This is a genomic window from Chitinophaga sp. (assembly GCF_019236475.1).
Taxonomy (GTDB): Bacteria; Bacteroidota; Bacteroidia; order Chitinophagales; family Chitinophagaceae; genus Chitinophaga.
This window is the reverse complement of record NZ_JAFAIX010000003.1, coordinates 85,742-110,684: the sequence shown is the minus strand read 5'-3', so window position 1 is coordinate 110,684 and position 24,943 is coordinate 85,742. Positions and strand designations below refer to the sequence as shown.

Sequence of the window (24,943 nt, the reverse complement as noted above, 5' to 3'; positions counted from 1 at the left end):
AATAACTTACTTTAATATCAATACTAAGGTGCCCGCTATAATCAGCCCGGCGCCAATCGCTGTTTTCCAAGTAAGGCTCTCATGTAGAAATACAGCGGCCATAATAATTGTCAGCGCTACGCTGAGTTTATCCACGGGGGCCACCTGACTGACCTTGCCTATTTGTATGGCTTTAAAATAAAAGACCCAGGAAAGTCCGGTAGCAATACCGGACAATACCAGGAATATCAGGCTATGACGGGAAATACTGCCAGTTCCTTTGTACTCTCCTCGAACTAGCACAATTCCCCAGGCCACGAATAAAATAACGATCGTTCGTATAGCCGTGGCCAGATTAGAGGAAATATCTGAAACGCCAATCTTCGCAAAGATGGCTGTAAGCGCCGCAAAGAAAGCTGATAGTAAGGCATAAATCCACCACATAGTAAATAGTTTAGATTTTGTAACCCAGGATTTTCAGGCTCCTGCGCTCACCATCCATGAGGGCAATGTCTGGAAGGTGCGCCCATTCCTGAAAACCTATCTTCTCAAACAATTTCAGACTGGGTATGTTGTGGGCGAAAATAAAACCTAATAATGTATCAATTTTGAAGTTGGGACTAACGGCAATGGCATAACGAAGAATTTCTCCGCCGTAGCCTTTGCCTCTGGCATTTTCATCCAGGTAGATGCTGACTTCCACCGTGCCGTTATAAGCAGGACGGCCATAGAAAGACTGAAAGCTCATCCAGCCGATGTTTACGCCTGCATCATCAATCATCCATAAAGGTCTGCGGTCTGTATCATGGGCGTAGAACCAGTGTTGTCTGCTCTCTACGGTAACAGGTTCTGTATCTGCGGTTACCATACGGCCGGCAATAGTGGTATTGTAAATTTCCACGATGCGGTCCAGATCTTCAATTGTCGCGTGTCTGTAAGTCAGTCTCATTTTTTATCTCCTAAGAATTTTCCCAAAATTGCTCTCTCGCATGTTCGGCTTTCAACAGGCTGTAGATATGTGCATCCACGAAGCTACCTTTTTCAAAGAAAGCATCGCGGAGGAGGCCTTCCTGGGTAAATCCAATCCGCTGCAGCAATTTGGCTGAAGCGGTATTCACTGGGTCCACAAAGGCTTCTACGCGATTGAGATCCATCTCCTTAAAACCAAATGCCACCAGGGCTGCAATCGCTGTGGTCATAATGCCGCGGCCCCAGTATTCCGGCATCAGATCATATCCGATTTCCGCTTTGTAATGCACTTTACTCCATTTATGAAAGCCGCATGTGCCGATCAGTTCATCCCTTCCGGTAAAGGTAATGGCCATTCTAAAGCCTTCGTCTTCTTGTTGTCGCTCTCGAAAAAGGGTGATGATCTGTGCGGCCTCACTGATATTGCTGAAAGAGGCAATGTCCATAAATCGTGTAACCTCATCATTGGAGAACAATTTGAATAATGCCGCTGTATCTTTATCTTTAATAGGACGAAGCGTTAGCTCACCTGTGATTATTTCCGGTACATGCATGGTAGGTCACATTATTTGGATGATGTGTAAAGCTAAGGAATTTAATCCCGCTTTAATAACCATCTCTGCAACATTACCTAATTTCGTTTCCATACAGATCAATTAGCACAACTTATGAAGATTTTGGTTATTGAAGATGAGACTAAAGTAGGCGCGTTTATCAAACGTGGCCTGGAAGAACACCAGCATCAAGTAGACGTAGTAGCCGATGGGCCTTCGGGGCAGCATATGGCCATTCAGGAAGAATATGATCTGATTCTGCTGGATGTTATGCTTCCAGGTATTAATGGTCTTACTATCTGCAAAAACCTGCGTGGTTCGGGATTACAAACGCCCATTCTCATGCTTACCGCCCTCAATGCCACTACCGATGTAGTGGATGGCCTGAACTCCGGTGCAGACGACTATCTCGCCAAACCATTCCATTTCTCCGAATTGCTGGCCCGCATCAATGCATTGGGCAGAAGAAAGAACTTGTTCCGTCCGGAAGCCCCTGTGCTGGCCTTGGGAGACTTACAACTGGATACCAATACTAAAACTGCTCATAGAGAAGGCCGGGAGATTATCCTCACTGCCAAAGAATATGCACTGTTGGAGTTATTTCTTAAAAATGTAGGGAAGGTACTTTCTCGCGCCCTGATTGCGGAATCCGTATGGGGACTAGAATTTGATACTGGCACCAATACCATTGACGTTTACGTGAACTATCTCAGAAATAAGATTGAAAAGGGATTCAACGGCGATAAACTGATCCATACGGTTGTAGGTATGGGTTATGTCATGAAAATTAAGAGCTGATATGAAGATACGTCATCGTTTGTCCCTTCAGTTTACACTGATATCCGGTATATTGCTTACTGTAGTATTTGTTCTGGTATACCTATTGTCTGCCCGCTATGTACGTAATAACTTCTATAAACTACTGCAGGTACGTGCCCTCGTGACTGCCCAGGTCTATCTGGAAAAAGACGAGTTAACCAAAAAGAAGTTCCTGGAAATTGAAAAGAGTTACCAACAGAGTATTCCCGGAGAATCCAGTAATATCTACGATAATAATAATCAAGCCGTATTTATTGAGAAGGTGAAATATACCTGGCCGGTATCCCTCATGGACCAGGTACGAAAACATGAAATCTACCGATTCACCTTTGGAGATAAATATGGACTGGGGATGTATTATCCCGATAACCAGGGAGACTTCGTGGTCATCGTGACCGCCCGCAACTCCCAAGGGGAGCAGCAGTTGCAGTACCTCCTCTGGATCCTGGTATGTATGGGCTTTGTGGCGATGTTGGTAGTATATCTATTAGGTCAATGGTATGCCAGTAGGGCCTTGCAGCCTATTCAAAGCATCAACAGGCAAGTGAAGCGCATCCGTGCCAGTAACCTGCATATGCGGGTGAACCGTGGTAAGAATAAGGATGAAATAGATGAATTGGCCACTAACTTCAATGAGATGCTGGAACATATGCAGCATGCCTTTGAAATGCAGCGCTCTTTTGTGTCTAATGCCTCGCATGAACTGCGTACGCCACTGACCACTATCATAGGGGAGATTGAAGTAACCATGCAGAAAGACCGTTCAGTGGAACAGTACAAAGAAACTTTAGGTACCCTACTGGATGAATCAGAGAAGCTGAAAATCATTACAGATGGCTTGCTGCAACTAACCCGCGTAGATGCGGTGCTAGACCCTGCCCAGACGGAAGACATCCGCATGGACGAATTACTCTGGGAAATCCAAGCCTACTGGCAGCAGCAGGAAAAGCCGTTACCGCTGGAAATACAACTGGCGCAGTTGCCGGAAACCCCTGCCCAACTGACCATTAGAGGAAATCGGCAGCTCCTGGCGCTGGCCATTAATAATATTGTGAGGAATGCCTTTAAGTTTTCCCACAATGCCCCTGTGCAATGCCGGTTGGAAGTCACCAAAGAAGGTATCCTGCTTTCCATCAGTGATAAAGGGATCGGGATCGATAAGGAAGAACAAGAGAAGATATTCCTGCCACTATACCGGGCTACAAATGCACACAGCTTTGCTGGATACGGCATTGGTCTTTCTATGACCCATAAAATTCTACAGTTGCATCGTTCGCGCATTACAGTGAGTAGTGTTAAAGGGGAAGGCACTACATTTCACATTTTTTTCGATAATGACATCTAATTCTAATTTAATTCCAATTTAATTTCTAATTTAATTTTAATCCCGTTCTAACATACTGCTAATAGGCTATTGGCATCTTTGCAACTCAAATTTTGTTGTATGACTAATAGACTAGCATTGTTCGTATTACTAATGCTGTATGAAACCTTCTCTGGCAGTAGCATTTCGGCGCAAAGCAAAGATTCCCTGCAGCTCACCCTTACGCAAGCTGAGCAGTTGTTGTTACAGAAAAATATTCCTTTACTGGCACAACGGTATAACATTGACTCTGCAAAAGCGGGTATTATTACAGCCCGCCTATATGATAATCCGCAGGTGACATTTGAGAATACTTTGTATAACCATACTACGGGCAAATTGTTCGATTTTGGTTATGATTCTGAAAACACCCTCCAGGTGCAACAGTTGATCAAAATGGCGGGCAAGCGTAATAAGGAAATTCAACTGGCCCGCAGTGGGGTAAAGATGAGCGAATTTCAGTTCTTCGATCTGCTCCGTACCCTGCGATTCTCTCTGGCTGATAATTTCTACGATCTTTATTATAAGCAAAAATCGCTGCAAACCTATAGCAGCCAGATTGTTTTCTTACAAACGGTAGTTAAAGTTTTTGAGCAACAAAAAGCAATGGGGAATATCGCCCCAAAAGAAATTATCCGTCTGAAATCATTGCTGTACGATTTACAGCATGATGAACTACAACTGCGTTTAGATATTCAGCAAACCCAGTCTGATCTGGCACTCTTGATTCGTGTGCCCGCCACTGTTACTATTGTTCCGGATGTGCCGGTAGCAGCGCATTTGCCAGTAGTAGCGCAGTACAGCTATCAGACCTTGCTGGATACAGCGATGGAAAACCGCTATGATCTGAAGATTGCAAAGGAGACTGTGAACTACAGTAATCTCAATCTCCGTTTGCAGAAAGCGAATGCCGTACCGGATCTGACCGTAGGTTTCTCCTATGATAAACAGGGGAATTTCGAAAGAAACTATAATGGTCTGAACGTGAGTATGCCATTACCTTTCTTTAACCGTAACCAGGGTAATATTAAGATGGCCAAGGCAGTCCTGGAAAGCAGCAAACTGCAACTGGAAGGCCAGCAGGACCAACTGCAACATGAAGTGATGAACAGTATGAAAGAGGCGTTGCAGACAGAAAAACTGATGTCTGACTTTGATCCCGGTTTCGAAAACGATTATACCGCGATGATGAAAGAGATCGAAAAGAATTACAGTCTGCACAACATCGGCCTGCTGGAGTTCATCGACCTCTACGACGCTTACCGGAGTAATGTCCTGAAGATGAATGAGCTGAAATACAATAGGCTCAGCGCGCTCGAAAAAATCAATTACACCACCGGTTCACAGATCTTCCATCTCTAAACTTTACGATTCAACATGCAAAATATTATCAAATCCTGCTTACCTGCAACTGCCTCTATCATAATCTCTGCCGGCATACTCACAGGCTGCGGCACCAAAGCCAAGACACCTGAAGCTCCTACGCAGTGGGCACTCACCGATTCTTTAATCAAGAAACTGGAAGTAGACACTGCTAGCGTGAAGCAAGTAGAGAACCAAATCTCATTAACGGGAAAAATCACGGCCAATGAAGATAAAATGGCCAGGATTTTTCCCATGGTGAGTGGTATCGTTACGAATGTGAAAGTGAATGCTGGCGACCATGTGCAGCCAGGCCAAACCCTGGCAGTCATTAAAAGCCCTGAGATGGCTGGCTTTACCGCCGATCAGACCATTAGCCAGCAGGATATGCAAATGGCTAAACGCAGTCTCGAAGTAGCCGAGTCTTTCTACAAAAGCGGTTTAAACTCCCGTAAAGACTACGAAGAAGCCAAAGGAAATTACGACAAAGCTATTGCCACCTACAACAAATCAAAAGCCATTGCTGATATCAATGGCGGTGCGCATCAGACTTTCTATAATGTAAAATCACCAGTAGGCGGGTTTGTAGTAGCCAAGAAAGCCGTTGAAAACATGCAATGGCGTCAGGATAACAATGATCCCATCTTCGTGGTGGCAGATCTGGCCAATGTTTGGGCGATTATCAATGTATTCGAATCTGATATTGCTAGTATTCACGAAGGTGATAAAGTGCAAATGACCACTCTATCTTACCCAGATAAAGTATTCGAAGGCCGTATAGACAAAATTTATAATGTACTGGACCCGGATAATAAAGTGATGAAAGCCAAGGTAGTCATAAATAATCCTGGTTACCTGTTGAAACCGGAAATGTTTATGAGCATTAAAGCACAGCGACATTCCGATTCTGATTTAGTGAGTATCCGTGCACGTGGTATCATCTTCGACAGAGACAAATATTATGCACTGGTACTGACCAATCAGAAGCCAGGCGTAGTTATCCGTGAGGTGAAAGTGGACCATACCGTTGAAGGCAGAGCCTATATTACATCAGGTCTCCAGGCTGGCGACAGGGTGATTGCTTCCCAGCAGGTGTTTATCTATGAAACACTGAAGGATCAACAGTAACCACATTTGCCTACTTATCAAAATTTCCGTACATGAATAAGTTTTTGAAGAAAGTCTTTGCTTTCTCACTTGTCAATAAATACTTCATCTTCTTTGCGGCCGGCGTAATGGCGGTGGTAGGCTACCTCAGCTTTAAGCAGATAGGGGTGGATGCATTCCCGGATGTAACCAATACTTCCGTTACCATCATCACGCAATGGCAGGGAAGAAGCGCCGAAGAGGTAGAGAAATTCGTTACCCGTCCGATAGAAATTGCCATGAACAGGGCCCAGAAGAAAACGCATATACGTAGTTCTTCCCTGTTTGGACTGTCGGTGGTAAAGATCATTTTTGCTGATGATGTAGATGATACTTTTGCCCGTCAGCAGATCAATAATAATATTACCTCCGCCAACCTCCCAGATGGGGCCGATTTTGAAATCGAGCCACCATACGGGCCTACAGGTGAAATTTACCGTTATACACTGGAGAGTCCGAAACGTTCTGTGCAGGAGTTGAAAACCATGCAGGACTGGGTAGTAGAACGTAACCTGCTGTCTGTTTCCGGTGTTGCCGATATCGTTAGTTTTGGTGGAGAAGTGAAAATCTACCAGGTAACCATGGATCCTGCAAAGGCTGTACAGTACAGCATTACCGCCCAGGAAATGTTCCAGGCCCTGCAGAAAAGTAATATCAACGTTGGGGGAGATGTGATTGTGAAAAATGCCCAAGCCTATGTGGTGCGTGGTATCGGGATCCTCAACAACGAAGAAGAGATCAAGAATATTATTGTAGACCATATCAATGGAACCCCTATCCTGGTAAAAGATGTAGCAGATGTCAGTTTAGCGGCACTCCCACGTCTTGGCCAAGTAGGGCGCGACAGAGATCATGATGTGGTAGAAGGTATCGTGGTGATGCGCAAAGGGGAGAACCCCGCCAATGTGATCCAGGAGCTGAAAGTGAAAATTGATGAGCTAAATACCAAAATTCTTCCAGAAGATGTAAAGATCAAAACTTTCTACAACAGGGAAGACCTCATCGAGTTCTCTACGCATACCGTATTGCATAACATGATTGAGGGTATCATCTTCGTAACGGTGATCGTATTCCTCTTCATGGCCGACTGGCGTACTACCATCATCGTATCGATTGTTATTCCACTGGCATTGCTCTTTGCGTTTATATGTCTCCGTATGAAAGGCATGAGCGCCAACTTGCTATCGATGGGGGCGATCGACTTCGGTATCATCATAGATGGGGCCGTGGTAATGATGGAAGGGATCTTCGTAATGCTGGACCATAAGGCCCATAAAGTGGGGATGGAGCGTTTCAACAAGCTGAGTAAATTGGGTATGATCCGCAAAGCTTGTATGGAAAACGGTAAAGGTATCATGTTTGCTAAACTGATCATCATTACTGGTTTGCTCCCGATCTTCACCTTTGAGAAAGTAGAAGGAAAAATGTTCTCTCCGCTGGCATGGACATTGGGCTTTGCTTTGTTGGGAGCGCTGATATTGACCTTTACACTGGTGCCTGCACTGGCAAGTGTATTGTTGAGAAAGAATGTAAAAGAGAAGAACAACCCATTCCTGAACTTTATACATACCAGAACCCTCCGCATATTCAATTACTGCTTCAAACGCAGGCGCGTTGTATTTTTCAGCTCGCTCATTGCGTTGGTATTTGGCCTGTACTGCTTTAAATTCCTGGGTACAGAGTTCTTGCCACAGTTGAATGAAGGCGCTATTTATATCAGGGCTACTGGTCCGTTGAGTACTTCTTTGGATGAATCCGTACGTATCGCTAATGATATTCGCCGTAAACTGTTGCAGTTCCCTGAAGTAAAACAGGTGATGTCTCAAACAGGCCGTCCGAATGATGGAACCGATGCTACTGGCTTCTATAACGTGGAGCTGCACGTGGACATTTATCCGCAAACAGAATGGAAGAGCGGCATCAGTAAGGAAGAGTTGATTAAGCGCATGAACGCCAAGCTGGAAGGGATTCCGGGTATTACCCTGAACTTCTCGCAACCGATCATGGATAACGTGGAAGAAGCAGTGTCTGGGGTAAAAGGGTCTCTCGTAGTAAAACTCTTTGGCGATGATTTCAAAATAGTAGAAGAAAAAGAAGACCAGATTGAGAAAATCCTGAAAACAGTTCGTGGTATTGAAGATTTAGGTATTCTGCGGAATATGGGTCAGCCGGAACTGCGTATCAACCTGGATCAGCAGAAGATGGCCTTGTATGGCGTTACGACAGAAGATGCCAACTCTGTCATTGAAATGGCGATCGGTGGTAAAGCGGCCACTCGCATTTACGAAGGAGAGAAATACTTCGATCTGCGTATCCGTTATCCAGAAAACTTCCGTCAAGATGAAACCGCCATCGGTAACCTGACCGTACCTACTCTGCGTGGTAATAAAATTCCGTTGAAGGAGATTGCAGACATCAAACATATTGTAGGTCCGAGCATGATTTATCGCGATAAACATATGAGATATGGGGCGATAAAATTCTCTGTACGTGAACGCGACCTTGGTAGTACGATCGCAGAAGCGCAGCAGAAAGTAGCCGCGCAGATTACGCTGCCGAAAGGCTATAACCTGGAGTGGGCGGGCGATTTCGAGAACCAGCAGCGTGCCACGAAACGATTGACGCAGGTAGTGCCAATCAGTTTACTGCTTATCTTCCTGATTCTCTTCATCCTGTTCGGAAAGGTAAAAGATTCCTTACTGGTATTGAACAACGTACCGTTTGCCATTATCGGGGGTATATTCTCTCTCTGGCTGACGAATACCAACTTCAGTATCTCCGCAGGTATCGGGTTCATTGCCTTGTTTGGTATATGTGTACAGAATGGGGTGATTCTCTTGTCGAAATTCAAGACTAATATCCGCACCTTACCGGATGGGACAGAAGCAAGTCTGAAATTGGCTATTCATGAAGGTGTGGAATCCCGTATACGTCCGGTGGTGATGACAGCCATGATGGCGGCTATCGGACTGTTGCCGGCCGCGATGAGCACCGGTATTGGTTCTGAAACGGCTAGACCGCTGGCACGTGTAGTGATTGGTGGATTGATGACAGATACCGTTTTCAACCTGTTTATCTTCCCGATTGTGTTCTATTGGGCTTATCGCCGAATGGTGACGCATCCGAAGAAATAATATTTTGATTTAGTACAACAAACAAAAAATGCCACCATCGGTGGCATTTTTTGTTTGTTGTTTTTTTAGTGAACCTCCCGCCATTGGCGGTAGGTTTACAGTTCGTTATGTTATTTTCTTGCGTTTATGCCTCGCCTTCAGGCTGGGGCGCAGGAGGAGGAATTTTTTCTTTCTTTTCCTTCTCTTCTACACCCAGTAGAATAGCCCATGGATGCATGCTATCCACGCTTTCGCAAAGGATTTTCACGATAGCGATAATTGGAATAGCGAGGAACATACCAGGAATGCCCCAAAGCATATTTCCCAAAATAACCCCAACGATAGTGGCCAGCGCATTGATTTTTACCTTACTGCCCACGATGCTTGGGAAGAGAATATTACTATCTATCAAGTGAACTGCGAATAGGGAGACAGCCACCTGCAGACCTGCCACTGGTACACTAGTAGCCAGTGTTACGACGGTACATAACAACAGCGCCACGAATATCCCGATGTAAGGAATGAGGTTAAATATAGCAGACATCATCCCCAACAAAATGGCGTATTTAATGCCTAGGATGGAAAAAATGGTGCAGTTCAAAATGGCTACTACCACCATTTCTATCATCAATCCACCTACATAACTTTTAATGATGGAGCGGGTACGATCTACTACGCCCATCAGCGTTTCCCGGTGTTTGGCCTCAAACAGGGATACGAGGAATTTCACCAGCAGCTTACGATACAGCAGTATAAAGAACGTATACAACAGTATAAAAACGATGAATATCAACAAAGAAGAAACCGACAACAGGGTGGAGCTGACAAAGCTAGTAGCCGTGCCCAATGTGCCCATGGCTAGTTTTTCCAGGTAGCTCATTTGCATATTACTGTTGATGTGGAACTTTTCGTTTACCCATGCCTGCATGCTGTTTAAAGTGATGATCAGCTTATGTTGCAACTGGGGAAGATCCGTAATAAATGATTCCATTTGTTTGATGAGCAGCATCATTACCGACAACAACAAAACAATGAAAACCAGCAGGGACGTTATCGCTGCTAACCCTCTAGGGAAGCGCCATTTCTCCAGCAAGCTTGCCAACGGCAACAGCATAATGGAAATGAGAAAGGCAAAAATCAGCGGGATGATAACCTCGCTCCCTGTCCGCACAATCATGACGATCAGTACCAGGGATAACAAGGTAAGAGCGAGTTTGGCGTAAAAGGGTAATTTCAATTCGTTCATGAAGAATAGTATTTACCCAAATTTATTAAATATCAACATTTTTTGCATTAAGATTTTAGTAATTCCGCGAACGGCATCAAATCTTTATTTCCAATGTCTATTTTGTGATCCACCTTATCAAAACCCTTATTTACATGAAAAGTTTAGCAACCATTGTCTTATTGTTAGTTGCAACACTGACAGTCACCGCACAACAAAAAAACAACATCGATTCCCTACCGGTACGTGGTTTTTGTATCGGTTCACCACAAGCTACCAGGGTGGAGTCCTTTATTAAATTCATTCATGAGGAACTGGCGCCCCGACATATTAACACGTTGATATTAAGGGTGGATTACAATTATCAGTTTAAGTTGCACCCTGAATTGCGGGACTCAGGTGCTTTAAGCGAAGTCCAGGTTAAACAGTTGGTGAATGCTTGTCGCCAGCACAATATCCGGCTGATTCCACAGATCAACCTGTTGGGACATCAGTCGTGGCATGGGCATACCATGAATTTGTTGCGGGTATATCCTGATTTTGACGAAACCCCTTGGGTGAAGATGCCAGACAAGTATGAATGGCCTAATCCAGATGGTTTGTACTGTAAGAGTTATTGCCCGTTGCATCCGGGTGTACACAAAGTAGTTTTTGATTTGGTGGATGAAATTTGTGATGCATTTGAGTCCAATGCCTTTCATGCGGGGATGGATGAAGTATTTTATATAGGGGAGGATAAGTGTCCACGTTGCGGAGGGCACGACAAGGCCGAGTTGTACAGTGGAGAGGTTTGGAAGATACGGAACCATCTGGCGGAGAAGAACCGCCAGTTATGGATTTGGGGCGACAGGCTGTTGGATGGCAAAACCACTGGTTTAGGTATGTGGGAAGCCAGTTTGAATAATACGCATCGTGCGGTAGACTTGGTACCGAAAGACATCATGGTATGTGATTGGCATTATGAGCGTCCTGATAAGACGCCGGTATATTTTGCCATGAAAGGTTTAAGTGTAGTTACTTGTCCATGGAGGATGCCGGATAATGCAGTGTTGCAATTGCAGGATATGTTTGATTATCGTAGCAGTGCCACCAAGGAAATGAAGCCTCGTTTCCAGGGCATGATGCAGACGGTTTGGTCAGACGCGGGCTCTTTCTTGGATGAATTCTACGGCGTATGGAAACCGCCAGTGGATACTACCACGGGTAAGCCTTACAAGGATTTGCCTTCGAATTGTTTCAAGGCAATTTTTCCTAAAAAGTAATCAGTAATGTTTTCTTAGCAGTGGAATAAATATTTCGCTGAAGTTTGGCTGGGTAAGGGATATGTAGAAATGATTTCCACTCATTTTGAATATCCCTTCCTTGCAATTACGGCTAATAAAATCGTACATAGGAATCCCTGCTGTAGCGAAGTCCATTGGTAATGGCAAGCGCAGGTAGGTACCTCCAGGAATACGTTTTTTCATCAGGTAGGAGAAATTGCCTTCCAATTGAATCAGTGTTTTATAATCAGTGGCTGGGATTGCGATACCTGCATACATGGAGAGTTGCTCATAATTCGTTACGGGAACGGAGTCCAGCGTGCCGGTGATGATCTTGCTTTGCGGGATATCATACAGCATTCTCATTTTCTGGAAGATGCCGGTGAAGTGCGTCATTCTGGCCACCATTTCCGCGATTGGATTTTGACCACGAGAAATGAGGGAATAATAGAGAATTTTATCTGACAGGGTTACACGTTCACAGCGATCGTAGGAGAAGAAGGAGCTGAGTGGGATATCGCCTGCGGCAGATGTGATAGCCTGTGTGATTTGGATGGTTCTTTTTTCGTTGGGTAGTTCCAGTATTTTGCGGAATTGCAATGGACTCTCTCCGAAATGTTGTTTAAAGGCTTTGCTAAGGGCGGCGGTGGTAGCGTATCCGCAATGATCACTAATTTCTCCGATGTTGTAACCGCTGTGGCGGAGTAGGCCTGCGGCAAGTTCCAGGCGATGTCTTTTTACATACTGCCAGAAGGGTTCACCCAAAACGTCTGCGAAAGTGTGATAAAAATACGAATAGGACATTCCTAAACGCTCGGAAACCTCTTTGATGTTGAAAGGGTCACTCACATGATCATCTGCATAGGACAAACCCTGTAACGCCAGGTTCTCCAGCTGTTCCCTGGTAAAACTGGAAGATTTTAACATAGTGCAACCTATTTAAGGTTATTCATGGGATTTTGAACAATATAATTTTGGTCCTACGGGCATTCATAACAATAATGGAAAATAGATAAAATATTCGTAAAAACGCATATTATTTTAAGCCGGAATGGATCATATTGATAATCAACCTAATGTGAAATAATTCTTCTGATAATTTCAAAAAAAGCTGAAATGGACAAATCTGTTTCAGAATGATTGGATAATTTTAACCCGCAACCACCCCATCATAGTTTTGGTCCATTTAAGGGGAGTGTCATGCGGATTTACCTGTTGTTGAACGATTGTCAACTTTAGTTGTTGAATGTGTTAGTGTTCCAAGAAACATGCTTTTCTTATCACTGAAAAAAAGAAATCATTGTTAGTTCGAATCTCCATAAAGCATTTGGTCCTATCAATCCTGTTTTGGGGTTGCGCGAGTCGCAACGCCTTTGCTAGTCCTCATGGCAGTCATGCTCCTTGGGGATTTTCTGTATCTATGTTGATTTTGCTGGGTATTTTTTTACTAAGCGTAGCTATAGTCCTCTATTTGGGCTGGCAGATATTGGGTCGGCTGGGGCGGAAGCTGCAGGTTGCCAATATTAGTTTATTACAATCGGAGATCAAGGAAGTGACTTATCGTCATCGCATCAACGAGGCCGTAGAAAAATGCCGGCGTTTGGAGCAGAAGTTGCAGGAAACGCAATATGAACTGCTCAAGGCCAAGCAACAGGTCTGAATATACTCCTCTGAAATTTTTCCCCCATCTTAAACCCGAATGAGGCTGTCGCTGTTATGAGCAGTAGTCGTCTCCCTAATCCCCTGAAATATTTTTTTATTTCATATTTGACTGATATTGTTATATTTACAATATGCAAGTCGTATTTCAAATTACATCAACTGCGGAAGATGCGCATAAAGCGATGTTGGGGCAGTTGCATAATCTGTTGGACTACTGTAGGAATCAACATAAAGATATCCGGATAGAAGTGGTGGTACATGGGCAGGCTTATGGCTTATTGCTACGTGCGGAGGGGCCATTGGTGCTGCGGGTGCAGGCTTTGGCGGAGCAAGGTGTAAGGTGGCTGATCTGTAGGAATACGTTGAATGGTAATGACATCAAGGATTCGATGCTCTTTCCTTTTGTAGAGGTAGTACCGGCGGGTATTGCTCATTTGGTGGAAAGGCAGCAGGAGGGATGGGCATATATTAGATGTTGATGTAATTCTTTATGGTTGAATTGTATTATTAGATTATTTTTACATTTTAAATATTAATATTTGTACGGTGTAACGTGAATACATACACGTTAAGCTGCTTTAAACCAATAAAAGAAGCTGGAATTACGTTATATAGCATATTCGTTATTATACCGGACTAACCTCTTAAAAAACTGACACCTTGAAAATCAGAAAAACTACCGGAATACTGTTGTTATTCTTGGCAATCCCTTTTATCAGCATGGCGCAAGACTGGCATTTAGGCGCATTTCTGGGCATCAGCAATTACAGTGGAGATCTCGTGGAGAAGAGGGTGGACTTGCGGTACACCCGACCTGCGTTAGGTATATTGTTGAGAAAAGATTTTAATCGGTACGTTTCACTGAGGGGAGCCATCACCTATGGTACTGCAACAGGAGCAGATAGTACAAATGCAAGTCCTGCTCTGAAAGCGCGTAACCTCAGTTTCCGCAGCCGTATCATTGAGTTTGCGTTGATTGGAGAATTGAATTTGTTGGATATTGATGAAAAAGGTTTCACGCCTTATGTGTTTGCGGGTATAGCAGGTTTTGGTTTTGATCCAATGGCGAAAGACAAATCTGGCAACTGGGTACGTTTACGTCGTTTAGGAACAGAAGGTCAGGGATTACCACAATATCCTGATCGTTTGCCTTATGATTTGTTTACTGTTTCCATTCCATTTGGAGCGGGTGTAAAATTTCTCTTGAATGATCGTTGGACATTAGGAGTAGAAGTGGGTTTCCGTCCTACTACTACGGATTACCTGGATGATGTCAGCAAAACTTATGTAGATAAGAATACTTTGTTGGCATATCGTGGACAGGCGTCTGTTGATATGGCTTACAGAGGAGATGAAGTAAGTGGTAAACTGACGCCAGGTACTTATCCTGTAGACGGTACCATTCGTGGTTCTGACAAGCATAAGGACTGGTATGGTTTCAGTGGATTCACACTCACTTATAGATTGGGCAATAATGGTAATCCATGGGGTAAGGTAAAAGCTACTCGTTGTCCACGTTGGTAACACTAATTAACATTGGCACAGAGTTTGGTATAACAGGCTGACTTTCAAGCCCCCAACAAAGTCCATTTATAAATTAGATCCCTCGCAAATGCGGGGGATTTTTTTTGGCATAGATGTTGGATTTAGTTGATTGAACAGGTACTGATGCCGCCACCAGCTTATCATCTGGAGGAAATCTAACGAATCGCGGAGAGGAGTAAAGTATCAAAATCGAGTGTAAGTTGGGGCGCAACCACCTGTAATCATCATTAAATTGAAAGTGCCATGAAAAAGATATTAGCCATAGCTGCAATGATTGTGATGGTTGGTACAGTGGAAACAAGTAGTGCACAATTCCCGCCGCCGCCACCACGGCCGCCGGTACCAAGGCATCTACCACCACCTCCGGTTCCTCCTAGGCCTCCGTTGCCTCCGAGACCACCACTGCCACCGCCTCCACCATTCGTTCATGGTCATAGGCACCATCATTATTATCCTCCGGGATATTATCACGGACATTATCATCACAGATATCATCACAGACATTATCACCATGGTTATACCGCAGTTGTCAATAAAAATTCCATCGGCGCCTTTGCCGTCAACGGTGTGTACTACTATGGCAGTCATGCATGATTCGCGCTCTAATAATATACCAACCAATCTTGAATTAAAAACCATAGACAAATGAAAAAGCTGATTCTTTTAGCCGTGCTGTTGGGCGGCGTTGTTACAAGCACTTACGCTCAGAGAGGCCACGCCTGGGGACATTACAAGCACAGGGATTGCGACGACGACAGATGGGAACGCAGACGCGAACGCGAATATCGTCATTGGGATGACGACTGTTACAGACCAAGAAGGAGAGTGGTGGTATATGACAGACCTTACTACAGACCTGCCTATTATGTACCAGCACCACCAGTAGTACCCGTACCGGTTCCAGTACCAGTAGGTAGACCTAGAGCTGTAATCCATGCTGGTGTAACCATCGTGAACTGATAAACTGCAAAGAAAAAAGTAGGATGCCTTCCGCTGAACAGCGGAAGGCATTTTTTATTCAGCCCCTGGATAGTTACTTTTGTGGGAATTTGTTAGGAACATGGCATATAAAAATCTCAGGCATTTTATAGATACACTGGAGCAGGCAGGGGAACTGGTTCGGATTAAGACATATGTGAACCCTGAACTGGAAATCGCAGAAGTAACAGACAGGATTAGTAAATCTCCTGACGGAGGAAAAGCATTGCTTTTCGAAAATACGGGGTACGACTTCCCGGTGCTCATCAATTCCATGGGCAGCTATAAGCGTATGTGCATGGCCTTGGGCGTGCAGGAGCTGGACGATGTAGCAAAAGAAATAGAAGGACTCTTTAAAATGCTTTCCAAACCGAAGGAAAGCATTCTTGATAAACTGGCATTGCTCCCTAAACTGGGGCAATTTGCCTCTTGGATGCCGAAAGTAGTGAGTGGTAAAGGCGCTTGCCAGGAAGTAGTGATGACTACGCCTGACCTCAGCAAGCTCCCTGTGATGAAATGCTGGCCTAAAGATGGCGGTCCGTTCATTACCCTGCCAGTTATCCATACCAAGGATCCTAATACTGGCAGCAGAAACGTGGGTATGTACCGTATGCAGATCTTCGAAAAAGATATGACCGGTATGCACTGGCATAAGCACAAGGTATCTGCCAAACATTTCATGGAGTACAAGAAGCTGAATAAACGTATGCCCGTTGCCGTTATCCTCGGAGGAGACCCTGCATATACTTATTCCGCTACTGCTCCACTGCCAGAAAATGTGGACGAATACATGCTGGCCGGTTTCCTTCGTAAGAAGAAGGTGGAGCTGGTACGCTGTATCACTCAGCCAGAAATAGAAGTGCCAGCAGATGCGGATTTCGTGATTGAAGGATATGTAGACCCAGCAGAAGAACTCATCTGGGAGGGGCCTTTCGGGGATCATACTGGGTATTATTCCCTGGCCGATTGGTATCCACGTTTTCATGTAACCGCTATCACGCATCGTAAAGACGCCGTATATCCGTCTACGATAGTAGGTATCCCTCCACAGGAGGACGCTTGGATCGGAAAGGCTACAGAACGTATTTTCCTGGCGCCGATAAAAATGACATTAGTGCCGGAGATCATTGATATGGACATGCCAGTGGAAGGCGTTTTCCATAACCTCGTGATTTCACAGATTCATAAAGATTATCCAGGTCAGGCGCAGAAGGTGATGAATGCCATGTGGGGCGCGGGCCAGATGATGTTCAACAAAATTTTGGTGGTAGCCGATCAAGGTGAAACCATTACGGATTATAAGAAACTGGCGCAATACGTTTTCCGCAATCTCAATCCTGCTACAGATATTTACCTGAGTCAGGGTCCGATGGATGTATTGGATCATTCCTGCTCTAAGATGGGCTTTGGCGGGAAAATGTGCATAGACGGTACGCGCAAATATGAAGAGGAAATCGACAGTGCATATTTACAGGTGTCTTCCCCAACTACTGTTGATGCCAAAGCTATCATGCAACAGTTCCCAGAAATTAAGGCCATCAATAGCCAGTTGTTGGCCATGGATATATCTTGTTTGCTGGTAGCTATTGAGAAGACACGGCCATTCCATGTGAAAGAGCTCACTGAGCAACTGTATACCCTGCCTGCCTTTGCCGGCATCAAAATGATATTGTTTGTAGAGCATACGGTAGATGTGATGGACTTGCCATCCGCTTTATGGCGCTTCTGCAATAATCTGGACCCTAAACGCGACAGCTTTATCATCCACCAGCCATCCCAGCAGCCAGGTAAATATATTGGTGGTATTGGTATGGATGGTACCCTGAAAAACAAAGTGTTGGATGGGTTTGAGCGTGATTGGCCAAATATCATTGTAGCAGATGATGCTACTATTGCCAAAATTGATGCGAAGTGGAATGAACTGAACGTTGGGCCATTCATTGCATCTCCATCCCTGAAATATAAACATCAGATTTATGGTGAAGAAGCTGTTGTGGAGCTGTAGTTGCATGCTCCTCTTGATAGTTGGCACTGCTGTCAGCAGTGCTGCACAAGCTAATATCGCTGATTTCAAATTCCTGGATAAACTCGCCGGCACCTGGACGATGAATACCAAAAGGGGCTCGGTGGTAGAGCAGTGGCAGAAACTGAATGATTCATCCTGGATCGGGAAAACTTGGCGTATAGCCGAAGGAGATAGTTCTCTGCAACAAACTATACATGTTGTCCGACAAGGAGATGCTATGTACTTTATCCCGGATTATGCCGGCAGACAGACGTTTGCGCCTATTAAGCTCAAACTGCGGGTGCTGAAGGCTATTGGATTTGTGGCGGAAGATTTGCATAATGATTTTCCGCAGAAAGTGACATATCGTTTTTCGTCTGCGAAAGTGTTGGAGGCCAGGGTGCAGGGGACTAGGGATGGGACGATTGAAGAGTATATTTTTAAGTTTAACAAATAGTGGAGTTTTTCTTTCTTATCCTTTCCCGCCCGGAGGGGGGGAAAGGATAAAGGCCGGAGTTTAACTGATTATGTTTTGTTATTTGAGCCCGATGGCGGGAATGGCAAAGGGACAGGAGGTTAATTGATGGTGTTTTGATGTTTTTGCTCGCACGGCGGGAAAAGTTGAGAACCGGGGTATAACCCAAAGGTGTGCAGGCCTGTGAAGTTCCAGCCCAGCGGGCTGGAACTTCACGAAATAGCATAAACGAGAGAGGGTCGACAGCGAAGCTGTCGACCCTCTCTCGTTTATAAAAGATATTATTTATGAATTTCCGAAGTGAAATTGAATTGAATATCTGGATTATTGGTTCTTTCCGTATTCAGATACCATTCTGATTGCGCTAGGTAAACCAGATGTCCATCTTTATCTTCCACGATGTTGGAAGATTTAAAGCGGATGAAATCTTCCACTTTATTTTTAGGGCCAGTGATCCAGCAAGCCTTATAGAAAGGCAAGGTATTGAATTCGCAGGCAGCGCCGTATTCTTGGAGGAGACGGTACTGGATAACTTCGAACTGGAGATCACCTACGCAACCGATAATTTTACGGTTACCGCCGTGTTGGGTGAAGAGCTGTGCCACCCCTTCATCTGTTAACTGGCGGATACCTTTTTCCAGTTGTTTGGTTTTCATTGGATCCTTGTTGACCAGTTCTTTAAAGAGTTCTGGAGAGAAGCTAGGGATACCGGTGATGTAGAATTTCTCCCCTTCTGTGAGGGTATCTCCGATTTTAAAGTTACCCGTATCGAACAGACCTACCACATCGCCTGGGAAGGCATCATCCACGATGTTTTTCTCGCGGGCGAGGAAGCTGTATGGGTTGCTAAAACGAACGTCTTTATCCAGACGAACGTGTTTATAGAATTTATTTCTTTCAAATTTACCGGAGCAAACGCGGAGGAATGCGATACGATCGCGGTGGCGTGGATCCAGGTTCGCATGGATTTTGAAGATAAAGCCACTGAACTTGTCTTCATGCACATCGATTTCGCGGGTGCTGCTCATACGATTGCGAGGAGTAGGCGCAATTTCCACGAAAGTATCGAGGAGATCTTTCACCCCGAAGTTATTTACCGCGCTACCAAAGAATACAGGGGCCAGTTTACCATCTAGGTAAGCGGCTGTATCAAATGTATCGTACACGCCTTCAATCAGTTCCACATCGTTGCGGAGTTGGGCGGCATCTTTAGTGCTGAAGTGTTCATCCACGTATTTATCGCTCAGATCGGCGAGTGGCACAACATCTTCGTCGGTTGCTTTTTTGTTGGGGAGGAAGTTTACGAGACTTTTGTCGTAGAGGTTGTACACCCCTTTGAAGTCTTTACCGCCGTTGATAGGCCAACTGAGTGGGCGAACGCGGATGCTCAGTTTTTCTTCCAGTTCATCCAACAGATCGAATGGGTTTTTACCATCGCGGTCCATTTTATTCACGAAGATGATCACTGGGGTATCGCGCATACGGCATACTTCCATCAGTCTTTCCGTCTGGGTTTCCACCCCTTTTACGCAGTCGATTACCAATACTACGCTATCCACTGCGGTGAGGGTGCGGTAGGTATCTTCAGCGAAGTCCTTGTGACCAGGCGTATCCAGGAGATTGACGAGAGTATCGCGGTATTCGAAGGTCATTACCGAAGTGGCAACGGAGATACCTCTCTGCCTTTCTATCTCCATGAAGTCGGAGGTAGTATGTTTTTTAATTTTATTGGATTTCACCGCACCGGCAGTCTGGATGGCACCGCCGAACAGGAGGAATTTCTCCGTCAGGGTGGTTTTACCGGCATCCGGGTGCGCGATGATGGCAAAGGATTTTCTTTTATTGATCTCGTTAACGTACTTCATATAATTGTCCGAAAAATGGCAGCAAAGGTAACTAAATTTTTTATCCGGCTATATTTCGTGTTCACCGGAGGTGATACTGTAAATAAATCCATTAAATTTGAAATATGATCGCTACCCTGAAAATTTTATGGAACAGTCTGAAAATGGCAATGCAGGAGCTGCGGGTAAACAAGCTGCGGACCTTCTTGTCATTATTGGGCATTACAATCGGCATATTCTGTATAATATTCGTTTATACCCTTACTGGCAGTCTTGAAACCAACATCAGGAGCAGTTTAAATGAACTGGGGGAAGATGTGATTTATGTCCAGAAATGGCCCTGGGGAGGCGGTGGTGAGTACGCCTGGTGGAAATATATGAACCGTCCGGAGCCTGAATATAAAGAGCTGAAATTGGTGGAAGACAAGGTGCAGGGAGCGGGATTTAGTGCTTTTGGATTTGATGTAGGCGGGAAGAAAGTAGAGTATGGGGATGATTATATGGATGGTGTGTCTATGGTCAATGTGAGTCAGGATTTTAACCAGATTCAGCAGTTACAGATCATGGATGGTCGTTATTTTGCCAATGCAGAGAGTAATAGTGGCGCCAATGTAGCTATTTTGGGAGCTACCATTTGGGATGGACTTTTTGGTTCGGCGGAGGCTGCTTTGGGCAAAACGGTGAAAATATTGGGCCGGGATGTGAAGGTGATTGGTGTGATGAAGAAAAAAGGGGAGAGTATGGTAGGTGTGGCCAATTACGATAATGCAGTCATTGTTCCGTATAAATTTGGGCGCACGTTGATTGATGAGCGTCGGAACGGGAATACTTATATCCTCGTAAAAGCGAAGCAGGGAGTGACATTGGAGCAGTTGAAAGATGAACTGAAAGGCGTGATGCGGGCAGCGCACCGTTTGCGTCCTACGCAGGAAGATGATTTTGCCTTGAATGAGATTACTACTACCAATCAGAACTTAACCGCCATGTTTGCGGGGATTAATTTGGGAGGAGGGTTTATTGCCTTTTTCGCCCTGTTGGTAGGAGGTTTTGGAATAGCCAATATCATGTTTGTGACCGTGAAGGAAAGAACAAATATCATAGGTCTTAAAAAGGCCATAGGCGCTAAAAGGGGAATCATATTACTAGAATTCTTGTTGGAAGCGATATCTCTTTGTTTGATGGGAGGGATCATTGGATTGCTGTTAGTGTTGCTGGTAGCTACTTTGATCAGTAACTTCACTAGTTTCCAGGTGATTCTGACAGTGGGTAATGTGGTATTGGGGCTGGTGATATCCGCCATGGTGGGGATGATTTCTGGGTTTATTCCAGCTTATACCGCTAGTAAGCTCGATCCGGTGGTTGCCATAAGAAGCAATTAATTCGTAAATTTGCCGCTTATGTCAGTGAAAATATTAGCAATAGAATCATCATGTGATGATACAGGAGCGGCAGTATTGGTAGATGGTAAGATATTATCCAATCAGATAGCCAACCAGAAAGTACATGAAGAATATGGCGGCGTGGTACCGGAGCTGGCATCCCGCGCGCACCAGGAGAACATCGTACCGGTGGTGGATATTGCCCTGCAAAAGGCGGGTGTAAAGAAGGAAGAGCTGAGTGCTATTGCCTTTACGCAGTCGCCGGGCTTGATAGGCTCTTTGCTAGTAGGCAGTTGTTTTGCCAAATCATTGGCGATGGCCTTGAATATTCCGTTGATAGGTGTGCATCATATGCAGGCCCATGTACTGGCCAATTTCATTGACGATCCCAAGCCGGATTTTCCTTTTCTCTGTTTAACAGTTTCCGGAGGTCATACCCAGATTGTATTGTGTGAGAGTCCGTTGAACATGCGGGTAATCGGCGAAACGCTGGATGATGCAGCCGGAGAGGCGTTCGATAAGAGTGCCAAGCTGCTGGGACTTCCTTATCCTGGTGGGCCATTAATAGATAAATACGCCAAAGAAGGCGATCCCAATAGATTTAAATTCCCTGAACCAAAAATACCGGAGTTGAATTTCAGTTTCTCCGGCCTTAAAACTGCCATCCTTTATTTTATACAGGAGAACCAGCAGCAGGATCCTCAATTTATAGAGAAGCATCTGGCAGATATCTGTGCGTCTATACAGCAGCGGATTGTGAGTATTTTGTTGAACAAGGTGGTAAAGGCCGCGCAGGAAACCGGTATCCGTGATATCGCGATAGCTGGTGGCGTGAGTGCCAATAGTGGCCTGAGAAACGCGTTGGAAGCCTATGGCAACAAATACAACTGGCGCACTTTCATTCCCAAATTTGAATACTGTACGGATAATGCTGGTATGATTGCCATTACTGCTTATTACAAATACCTCGCAGGGGAGTTTGCTGGACTGGATGCCGTTCCTACGGCTAGGGCCGCGTTCTAACCCTTATGGGTATACGTAGGCCAGCCAAGTACGTGTCTGCCGAAGGCGTAATAAATAATACTACTTTAACGATTTAGCACTATATTGTTTTCATAACGTCAACTTGGTACATTATGAAGAAACTTGTTATGGGGTTACTGCTCCTGGGCGGATTATCGGCTAGGGCACAGCAGCATGATGCCCTGACAGACTGGAAGAACCAGAAATATTCCATGTTTATTCACTGGGGTGCGATCTATAGCACGCTGGGAGGTGTTTGGGAAGGTAAGCCAGTTACTCGTGGTTATAGTGAGCAGATACAGTCGCATGCCGGCATTTACAGTGATGTATACGGAGATGTAGCTAAAAGGTTTAACCCAACCTATTGGAATGCTGATTCTATTGTACTGTTGGCAAAAGCGGCTGGGATGAAATCTGTTGTGATGACTTCCAAGCACCATGATGGCTTTTGTATGTTTCATTCCGCCTTTACGGATTATAATGTTGTAGATGCGACACCGTTTAAGCGGGACGTATTGAAGGAATTATCGGATGCTTGTAGGCGTCATGGGTTGAAATTCGGGATGTATTTTTCGTTGATCGACTGGCATTTCCCGCAAGCGTATCCTATCAGTAGCAGTAATAGTGATCCGATTACGCCGGAGCATCATGCCTATAACCTGCAACAGGTAAGGGAATTGATGACTAACTACGGACCGGTGTCTGAGATTTGGTTTGACATGGGATCATTGACCGCGCAGCAGAGTAGGGATTTAGCGAGTTTGGTGCATGAGCTGCAGCCTGGATGTATGGTGAGTGGTAGGTTAGGAAATGATGCCGGAGATTTTTGTGTAATGGGAGACAACCAGTATCCCGACTATGCCATTGCCTCACCATGGCAAACGCCAGCGTCTGTATATGATGAAACCTGGGGTTACCGCTCTTGGCAAAAGCATGGCAAGGCCGAAGATAAAGCAGATGAGAAACTCCGTGGGCTGATAAAAGTAGTGAGTAGGGGAGGTAATTACCTGTTGAATATTGGGCCACGTGGGGATGGGTCTGTAGTAGATTTTGAAAAAGAAGTATTGATATTGAATGGTCAATGGCTGGAACGCAATGGGGAAGCCATTTACAGCGCATCTCCAAATCCATTTGACACCACTTTTGCTTGGGGAGAAGTGACTGCCAAACCGGGTAAAATTTATCTCTCTCTATTACAACAACCGGTAGGAAATTCGATTTTTCTGCCTGGATTGAAAAATAAAATTACGGCAGTACAAGAACTCGGGGCAGCAGGTCCTTTAGCTGCAAATGTTACAGCGGTGAATGGTGGCGTGCGTATACAACTGCCATCAGGAGTGCTGCAGCAGGCACATATACCCGTGATCGCATTGAGTTATGAAGGAACACTGGATATTCAGCCAGTGCATTTATTATCGCAGCCATCTTTGCTGGATCGTGGGAATGCTACTCCCTTGTATAGTTTTTCCGGCATTGATTATGAAAGTTATTATCGCAGTGCGGTAGGAGATACTTGGGCGTTTGTATCATCGAAACCTAAGCAGGTAGTAGCGAGATACAGCGATGCAGAGAAAGGCCGTACGTTGGCGTTTACGCTGAATGGTCAGTCGCAAGAGATCTTGTTGGTTGGTGGTAAAACGATTGCATTGAAGAACGATTTTCAGCAGTTGAAATTTGGGTCTATGTATGTGGCTGGACCGTATCGTGGCGGTATTGGCGGGAGTGCTGGCGATCTTCATAATATTCGTCCTGCCGCCGCATGGGCGGGTAAGGATACTGCATGGATACAGCATCCGGAGTGGCGGAATGATCAGGTGCAAACGTTAGCAGGAGGTAGGCATACCAACTGGTATGTAATGCAGGAAATTACATCAACGAAAGGTGGCGAATACCTGATAGGCTTTACCAGTGGGGATGGTATACAGGTGTATGTGAATGGAGAGGAGCAGGTTATTCATAATCATCCTGATAGGGGAACTACTCAATCGGAAGTAGTATTACTGCGCTTGAAGCCAGGTGTGAATCAGATAGTCGTGAAATTATACACACGTTTTGCGAAGGAGTTGCAATGGGCTATTAATAAGAATATTTCACAGCAGTTGTATGAGCAGGTATTGCCCGTGGAAATCCGCAAGGATGCAGCGGTACAGCATATTACCATTCAGGATGCCAAAGCAGTATCTCCGCATCGGAACATGAGAATGCCTAATCTCTCCCTATCTTTGCGGGCAAAATAGGGT

At 44.9% G+C, this 24,943-nt stretch carries 22 protein-coding genes; 16 read left to right on the top strand and 6 right to left on the bottom strand.

Annotated elements, in window-relative coordinates:
• Positions 1-6: 6 nt before the first annotated feature.
• The 3 genes from JO154_RS02590 to JO154_RS02580 are packed head-to-tail and all read right to left on the bottom strand — an operon-like array spanning position 7 to position 1,502.
• Positions 7-423: an EamA family transporter gene (locus JO154_RS02590; RefSeq protein ID WP_291941585.1), complete on the bottom strand. Its 417-nt coding sequence runs from the start codon at positions 421-423 to the stop codon at positions 7-9.
• 10 nt (positions 424-433) lie between these two features.
• Complete coding sequence (locus tag JO154_RS02585) at positions 434-928, bottom strand: GNAT family N-acetyltransferase (RefSeq protein WP_291941584.1); 495 nt, start codon at positions 926-928, stop codon at positions 434-436.
• A 10-nt stretch (positions 929-938) separates the two neighbouring features.
• On the bottom strand, positions 939-1,502 hold the full coding sequence (locus JO154_RS02580; RefSeq protein ID WP_291941583.1) for a GNAT family protein: 564 nt from the start codon (positions 1,500-1,502) through the stop codon (positions 939-941).
• Positions 1,503-1,616: 114 nt separating this feature from the next.
• Between JO154_RS02580 and JO154_RS02575 the strand changes: the two genes are divergently transcribed.
• From JO154_RS02575 to JO154_RS02555, 5 genes are all read left to right on the top strand, one after another.
• Positions 1,617-2,300 (top strand): response regulator transcription factor, encoded by a 684-nt coding sequence (locus JO154_RS02575; protein ID WP_291941582.1) that lies wholly within the window; start codon positions 1,617-1,619, stop codon positions 2,298-2,300.
• A 1-nt stretch (position 2,301) separates the two neighbouring features.
• Positions 2,302-3,666, top strand: coding sequence for a HAMP domain-containing sensor histidine kinase (locus tag JO154_RS02570; protein ID WP_291941581.1), 1,365 nt, complete (start codon positions 2,302-2,304; stop codon positions 3,664-3,666).
• Between the two features lie 99 nt (positions 3,667-3,765).
• Complete coding sequence (locus JO154_RS02565; protein ID WP_291941579.1) at positions 3,766-5,046, top strand: TolC family protein; 1,281 nt, start codon at positions 3,766-3,768, stop codon at positions 5,044-5,046.
• 15 nt (positions 5,047-5,061) lie between these two features.
• Positions 5,062-6,174 (top strand): efflux RND transporter periplasmic adaptor subunit, encoded by a 1,113-nt coding sequence (locus JO154_RS02560; protein WP_291941577.1) that lies wholly within the window; start codon positions 5,062-5,064, stop codon positions 6,172-6,174.
• Positions 6,175-6,206: 32 nt separating this feature from the next.
• On the top strand, positions 6,207-9,326 hold the full coding sequence (locus tag JO154_RS02555; RefSeq protein ID WP_291941575.1) for a CusA/CzcA family heavy metal efflux RND transporter: 3,120 nt from the start codon (positions 6,207-6,209) through the stop codon (positions 9,324-9,326).
• Between the two features lie 124 nt (positions 9,327-9,450).
• On the opposite strand, the gene JO154_RS02550 is transcribed toward JO154_RS02555, so the two are convergent.
• Complete coding sequence (locus tag JO154_RS02550) at positions 9,451-10,551, bottom strand: AI-2E family transporter (protein WP_291941573.1); 1,101 nt, start codon at positions 10,549-10,551, stop codon at positions 9,451-9,453.
• Positions 10,552-10,685: 134 nt separating this feature from the next.
• On the opposite strand from JO154_RS02550, the gene JO154_RS02545 reads away from it, so the two are divergent.
• Positions 10,686-11,792: a family 20 glycosylhydrolase gene (locus JO154_RS02545; RefSeq protein ID WP_291941571.1), complete on the top strand. Its 1,107-nt coding sequence runs from the start codon at positions 10,686-10,688 to the stop codon at positions 11,790-11,792.
• Here the strand turns inward: JO154_RS02545 and JO154_RS02540 are convergent, their stop codons facing one another.
• The gene (locus JO154_RS02540; RefSeq protein ID WP_291941570.1) at positions 11,793-12,719 is read right to left on the bottom strand and encodes an AraC family transcriptional regulator; all 927 of its coding nucleotides are present in this window, start codon (positions 12,717-12,719) and stop codon (positions 11,793-11,795) included.
• 493 nt (positions 12,720-13,212) lie between these two features.
• Here JO154_RS02540 and JO154_RS02535 point away from each other — a divergent pair, with 493 nt between their 5' ends.
• The 7 genes from JO154_RS02535 to JO154_RS02505 all read left to right on the top strand — a co-directional run bounded on the left by JO154_RS02535 (position 13,213) and on the right by JO154_RS02505 (position 18,439).
• Complete coding sequence (locus JO154_RS02535) at positions 13,213-13,452, top strand: hypothetical protein (RefSeq protein WP_291941568.1); 240 nt, start codon at positions 13,213-13,215, stop codon at positions 13,450-13,452.
• 133 nt (positions 13,453-13,585) lie between these two features.
• Positions 13,586-13,933: a DsrE family protein gene (locus tag JO154_RS02530; RefSeq protein WP_291941566.1), complete on the top strand. Its 348-nt coding sequence runs from the start codon at positions 13,586-13,588 to the stop codon at positions 13,931-13,933.
• 181 nt (positions 13,934-14,114) lie between these two features.
• Positions 14,115-14,978 (top strand): DUF6089 family protein, encoded by an 864-nt coding sequence (locus JO154_RS02525; RefSeq protein WP_291941564.1) that lies wholly within the window; start codon positions 14,115-14,117, stop codon positions 14,976-14,978.
• A 264-nt stretch (positions 14,979-15,242) separates the two neighbouring features.
• Positions 15,243-15,593 carry a hypothetical protein gene (locus JO154_RS02520; protein ID WP_291941562.1) on the top strand — a complete coding sequence of 117 codons (351 nt, stop codon included), beginning with the start codon at positions 15,243-15,245 and terminating at the stop codon, positions 15,591-15,593.
• A gap of 51 nt (positions 15,594-15,644) precedes the next feature.
• Positions 15,645-15,959, top strand: coding sequence for a hypothetical protein (locus JO154_RS02515; RefSeq protein WP_291941560.1), 315 nt, complete (start codon positions 15,645-15,647; stop codon positions 15,957-15,959).
• A 100-nt stretch (positions 15,960-16,059) separates the two neighbouring features.
• Complete coding sequence (locus tag JO154_RS02510; protein ID WP_291941558.1) at positions 16,060-17,982, top strand: menaquinone biosynthesis decarboxylase; 1,923 nt, start codon at positions 16,060-16,062, stop codon at positions 17,980-17,982.
• The gene (locus JO154_RS02505; RefSeq protein ID WP_291941556.1) at positions 17,954-18,439 is read left to right on the top strand and encodes a DUF6265 family protein; all 486 of its coding nucleotides are present in this window, start codon (positions 17,954-17,956) and stop codon (positions 18,437-18,439) included. The genes JO154_RS02510 and JO154_RS02505 overlap by 29 nt, the downstream gene beginning before the upstream one ends.
• Before the next feature lie 299 nt (positions 18,440-18,738).
• Here JO154_RS02505 and JO154_RS02500 read toward each other — a convergent pair whose 3' ends face one another.
• Complete coding sequence (locus JO154_RS02500; RefSeq protein WP_291941555.1) at positions 18,739-20,322, bottom strand: peptide chain release factor 3; 1,584 nt, start codon at positions 20,320-20,322, stop codon at positions 18,739-18,741.
• A 104-nt stretch (positions 20,323-20,426) separates the two neighbouring features.
• On the opposite strand from JO154_RS02500, the gene JO154_RS02495 reads away from it, so the two are divergent.
• The 3 genes from JO154_RS02495 (at position 20,427) to JO154_RS02485 (ending at position 24,940) form a co-directional block, all read left to right on the top strand.
• Positions 20,427-21,680, top strand: coding sequence for an ABC transporter permease (locus JO154_RS02495; RefSeq protein ID WP_291941554.1), 1,254 nt, complete (start codon positions 20,427-20,429; stop codon positions 21,678-21,680).
• 18 nt (positions 21,681-21,698) lie between these two features.
• The gene (gene tsaD / locus JO154_RS02490) at positions 21,699-22,703 is read left to right on the top strand and encodes a tRNA (adenosine(37)-N6)-threonylcarbamoyltransferase complex transferase subunit TsaD (RefSeq protein ID WP_291941553.1); all 1,005 of its coding nucleotides are present in this window, start codon (positions 21,699-21,701) and stop codon (positions 22,701-22,703) included.
• 113 nt (positions 22,704-22,816) lie between these two features.
• Positions 22,817-24,940, top strand: a complete 2,124-nt coding sequence (locus JO154_RS02485; protein ID WP_291941552.1) for an alpha-L-fucosidase — start codon at positions 22,817-22,819, stop codon at positions 24,938-24,940.
• Positions 24,941-24,943 lie beyond the last annotated feature (3 nt).

What these genes read in the sequence shown, in the direction of transcription:
- JO154_RS02590 (WP_291941585.1), bottom strand. Translation starts at nt 423, where the DNA reads ATGTGGTGGATTTATGCCTTACTATCAGCTTTCTTTGCGGCGCTTACA.
- JO154_RS02485 (WP_291941552.1), top strand. Translation starts at nt 22,817, where the DNA reads ATGAAGAAACTTGTTATGGGGTTACTGCTCCTGGGCGGATTATCGGCT.
- JO154_RS02545 (WP_291941571.1), top strand. Translation starts at nt 10,686, where the DNA reads ATGAAAAGTTTAGCAACCATTGTCTTATTGTTAGTTGCAACACTGACA.
- JO154_RS02550 (WP_291941573.1), bottom strand. Translation starts at nt 10,551, where the DNA reads ATGAACGAATTGAAATTACCCTTTTACGCCAAACTCGCTCTTACCTTG.
- JO154_RS02585 (WP_291941584.1), bottom strand. Translation starts at nt 928, where the DNA reads ATGAGACTGACTTACAGACACGCGACAATTGAAGATCTGGACCGCATC.
- JO154_RS02560 (WP_291941577.1), top strand. Translation starts at nt 5,062, where the DNA reads ATGCAAAATATTATCAAATCCTGCTTACCTGCAACTGCCTCTATCATA.
- JO154_RS02565 (WP_291941579.1), top strand. Translation starts at nt 3,766, where the DNA reads ATGACTAATAGACTAGCATTGTTCGTATTACTAATGCTGTATGAAACC.
- JO154_RS02530 (WP_291941566.1), top strand. Translation starts at nt 13,586, where the DNA reads ATGCAAGTCGTATTTCAAATTACATCAACTGCGGAAGATGCGCATAAA.
- JO154_RS02520 (WP_291941562.1), top strand. Translation starts at nt 15,243, where the DNA reads ATGAAAAAGATATTAGCCATAGCTGCAATGATTGTGATGGTTGGTACA.
- JO154_RS02575 (WP_291941582.1), top strand. Translation starts at nt 1,617, where the DNA reads ATGAAGATTTTGGTTATTGAAGATGAGACTAAAGTAGGCGCGTTTATC.
- JO154_RS02495 (WP_291941554.1), top strand. Translation starts at nt 20,427, where the DNA reads ATGATCGCTACCCTGAAAATTTTATGGAACAGTCTGAAAATGGCAATG.
- JO154_RS02535 (WP_291941568.1), top strand. Translation starts at nt 13,213, where the DNA reads ATGTTGATTTTGCTGGGTATTTTTTTACTAAGCGTAGCTATAGTCCTC.
- JO154_RS02555 (WP_291941575.1), top strand. Translation starts at nt 6,207, where the DNA reads ATGAATAAGTTTTTGAAGAAAGTCTTTGCTTTCTCACTTGTCAATAAA.
- JO154_RS02510 (WP_291941558.1), top strand. Translation starts at nt 16,060, where the DNA reads ATGGCATATAAAAATCTCAGGCATTTTATAGATACACTGGAGCAGGCA.
- JO154_RS02505 (WP_291941556.1), top strand. Translation starts at nt 17,954, where the DNA reads ATGGTGAAGAAGCTGTTGTGGAGCTGTAGTTGCATGCTCCTCTTGATA.
- JO154_RS02580 (WP_291941583.1), bottom strand. Translation starts at nt 1,502, where the DNA reads ATGCATGTACCGGAAATAATCACAGGTGAGCTAACGCTTCGTCCTATT.
- JO154_RS02500 (WP_291941555.1), bottom strand. Translation starts at nt 20,322, where the DNA reads ATGAAGTACGTTAACGAGATCAATAAAAGAAAATCCTTTGCCATCATC.
- JO154_RS02540 (WP_291941570.1), bottom strand. Translation starts at nt 12,719, where the DNA reads ATGTTAAAATCTTCCAGTTTTACCAGGGAACAGCTGGAGAACCTGGCG.
- tsaD (WP_291941553.1), top strand. Translation starts at nt 21,699, where the DNA reads ATGTCAGTGAAAATATTAGCAATAGAATCATCATGTGATGATACAGGA.
- JO154_RS02515 (WP_291941560.1), top strand. Translation starts at nt 15,645, where the DNA reads ATGAAAAAGCTGATTCTTTTAGCCGTGCTGTTGGGCGGCGTTGTTACA.
- JO154_RS02570 (WP_291941581.1), top strand. Translation starts at nt 2,302, where the DNA reads ATGAAGATACGTCATCGTTTGTCCCTTCAGTTTACACTGATATCCGGT.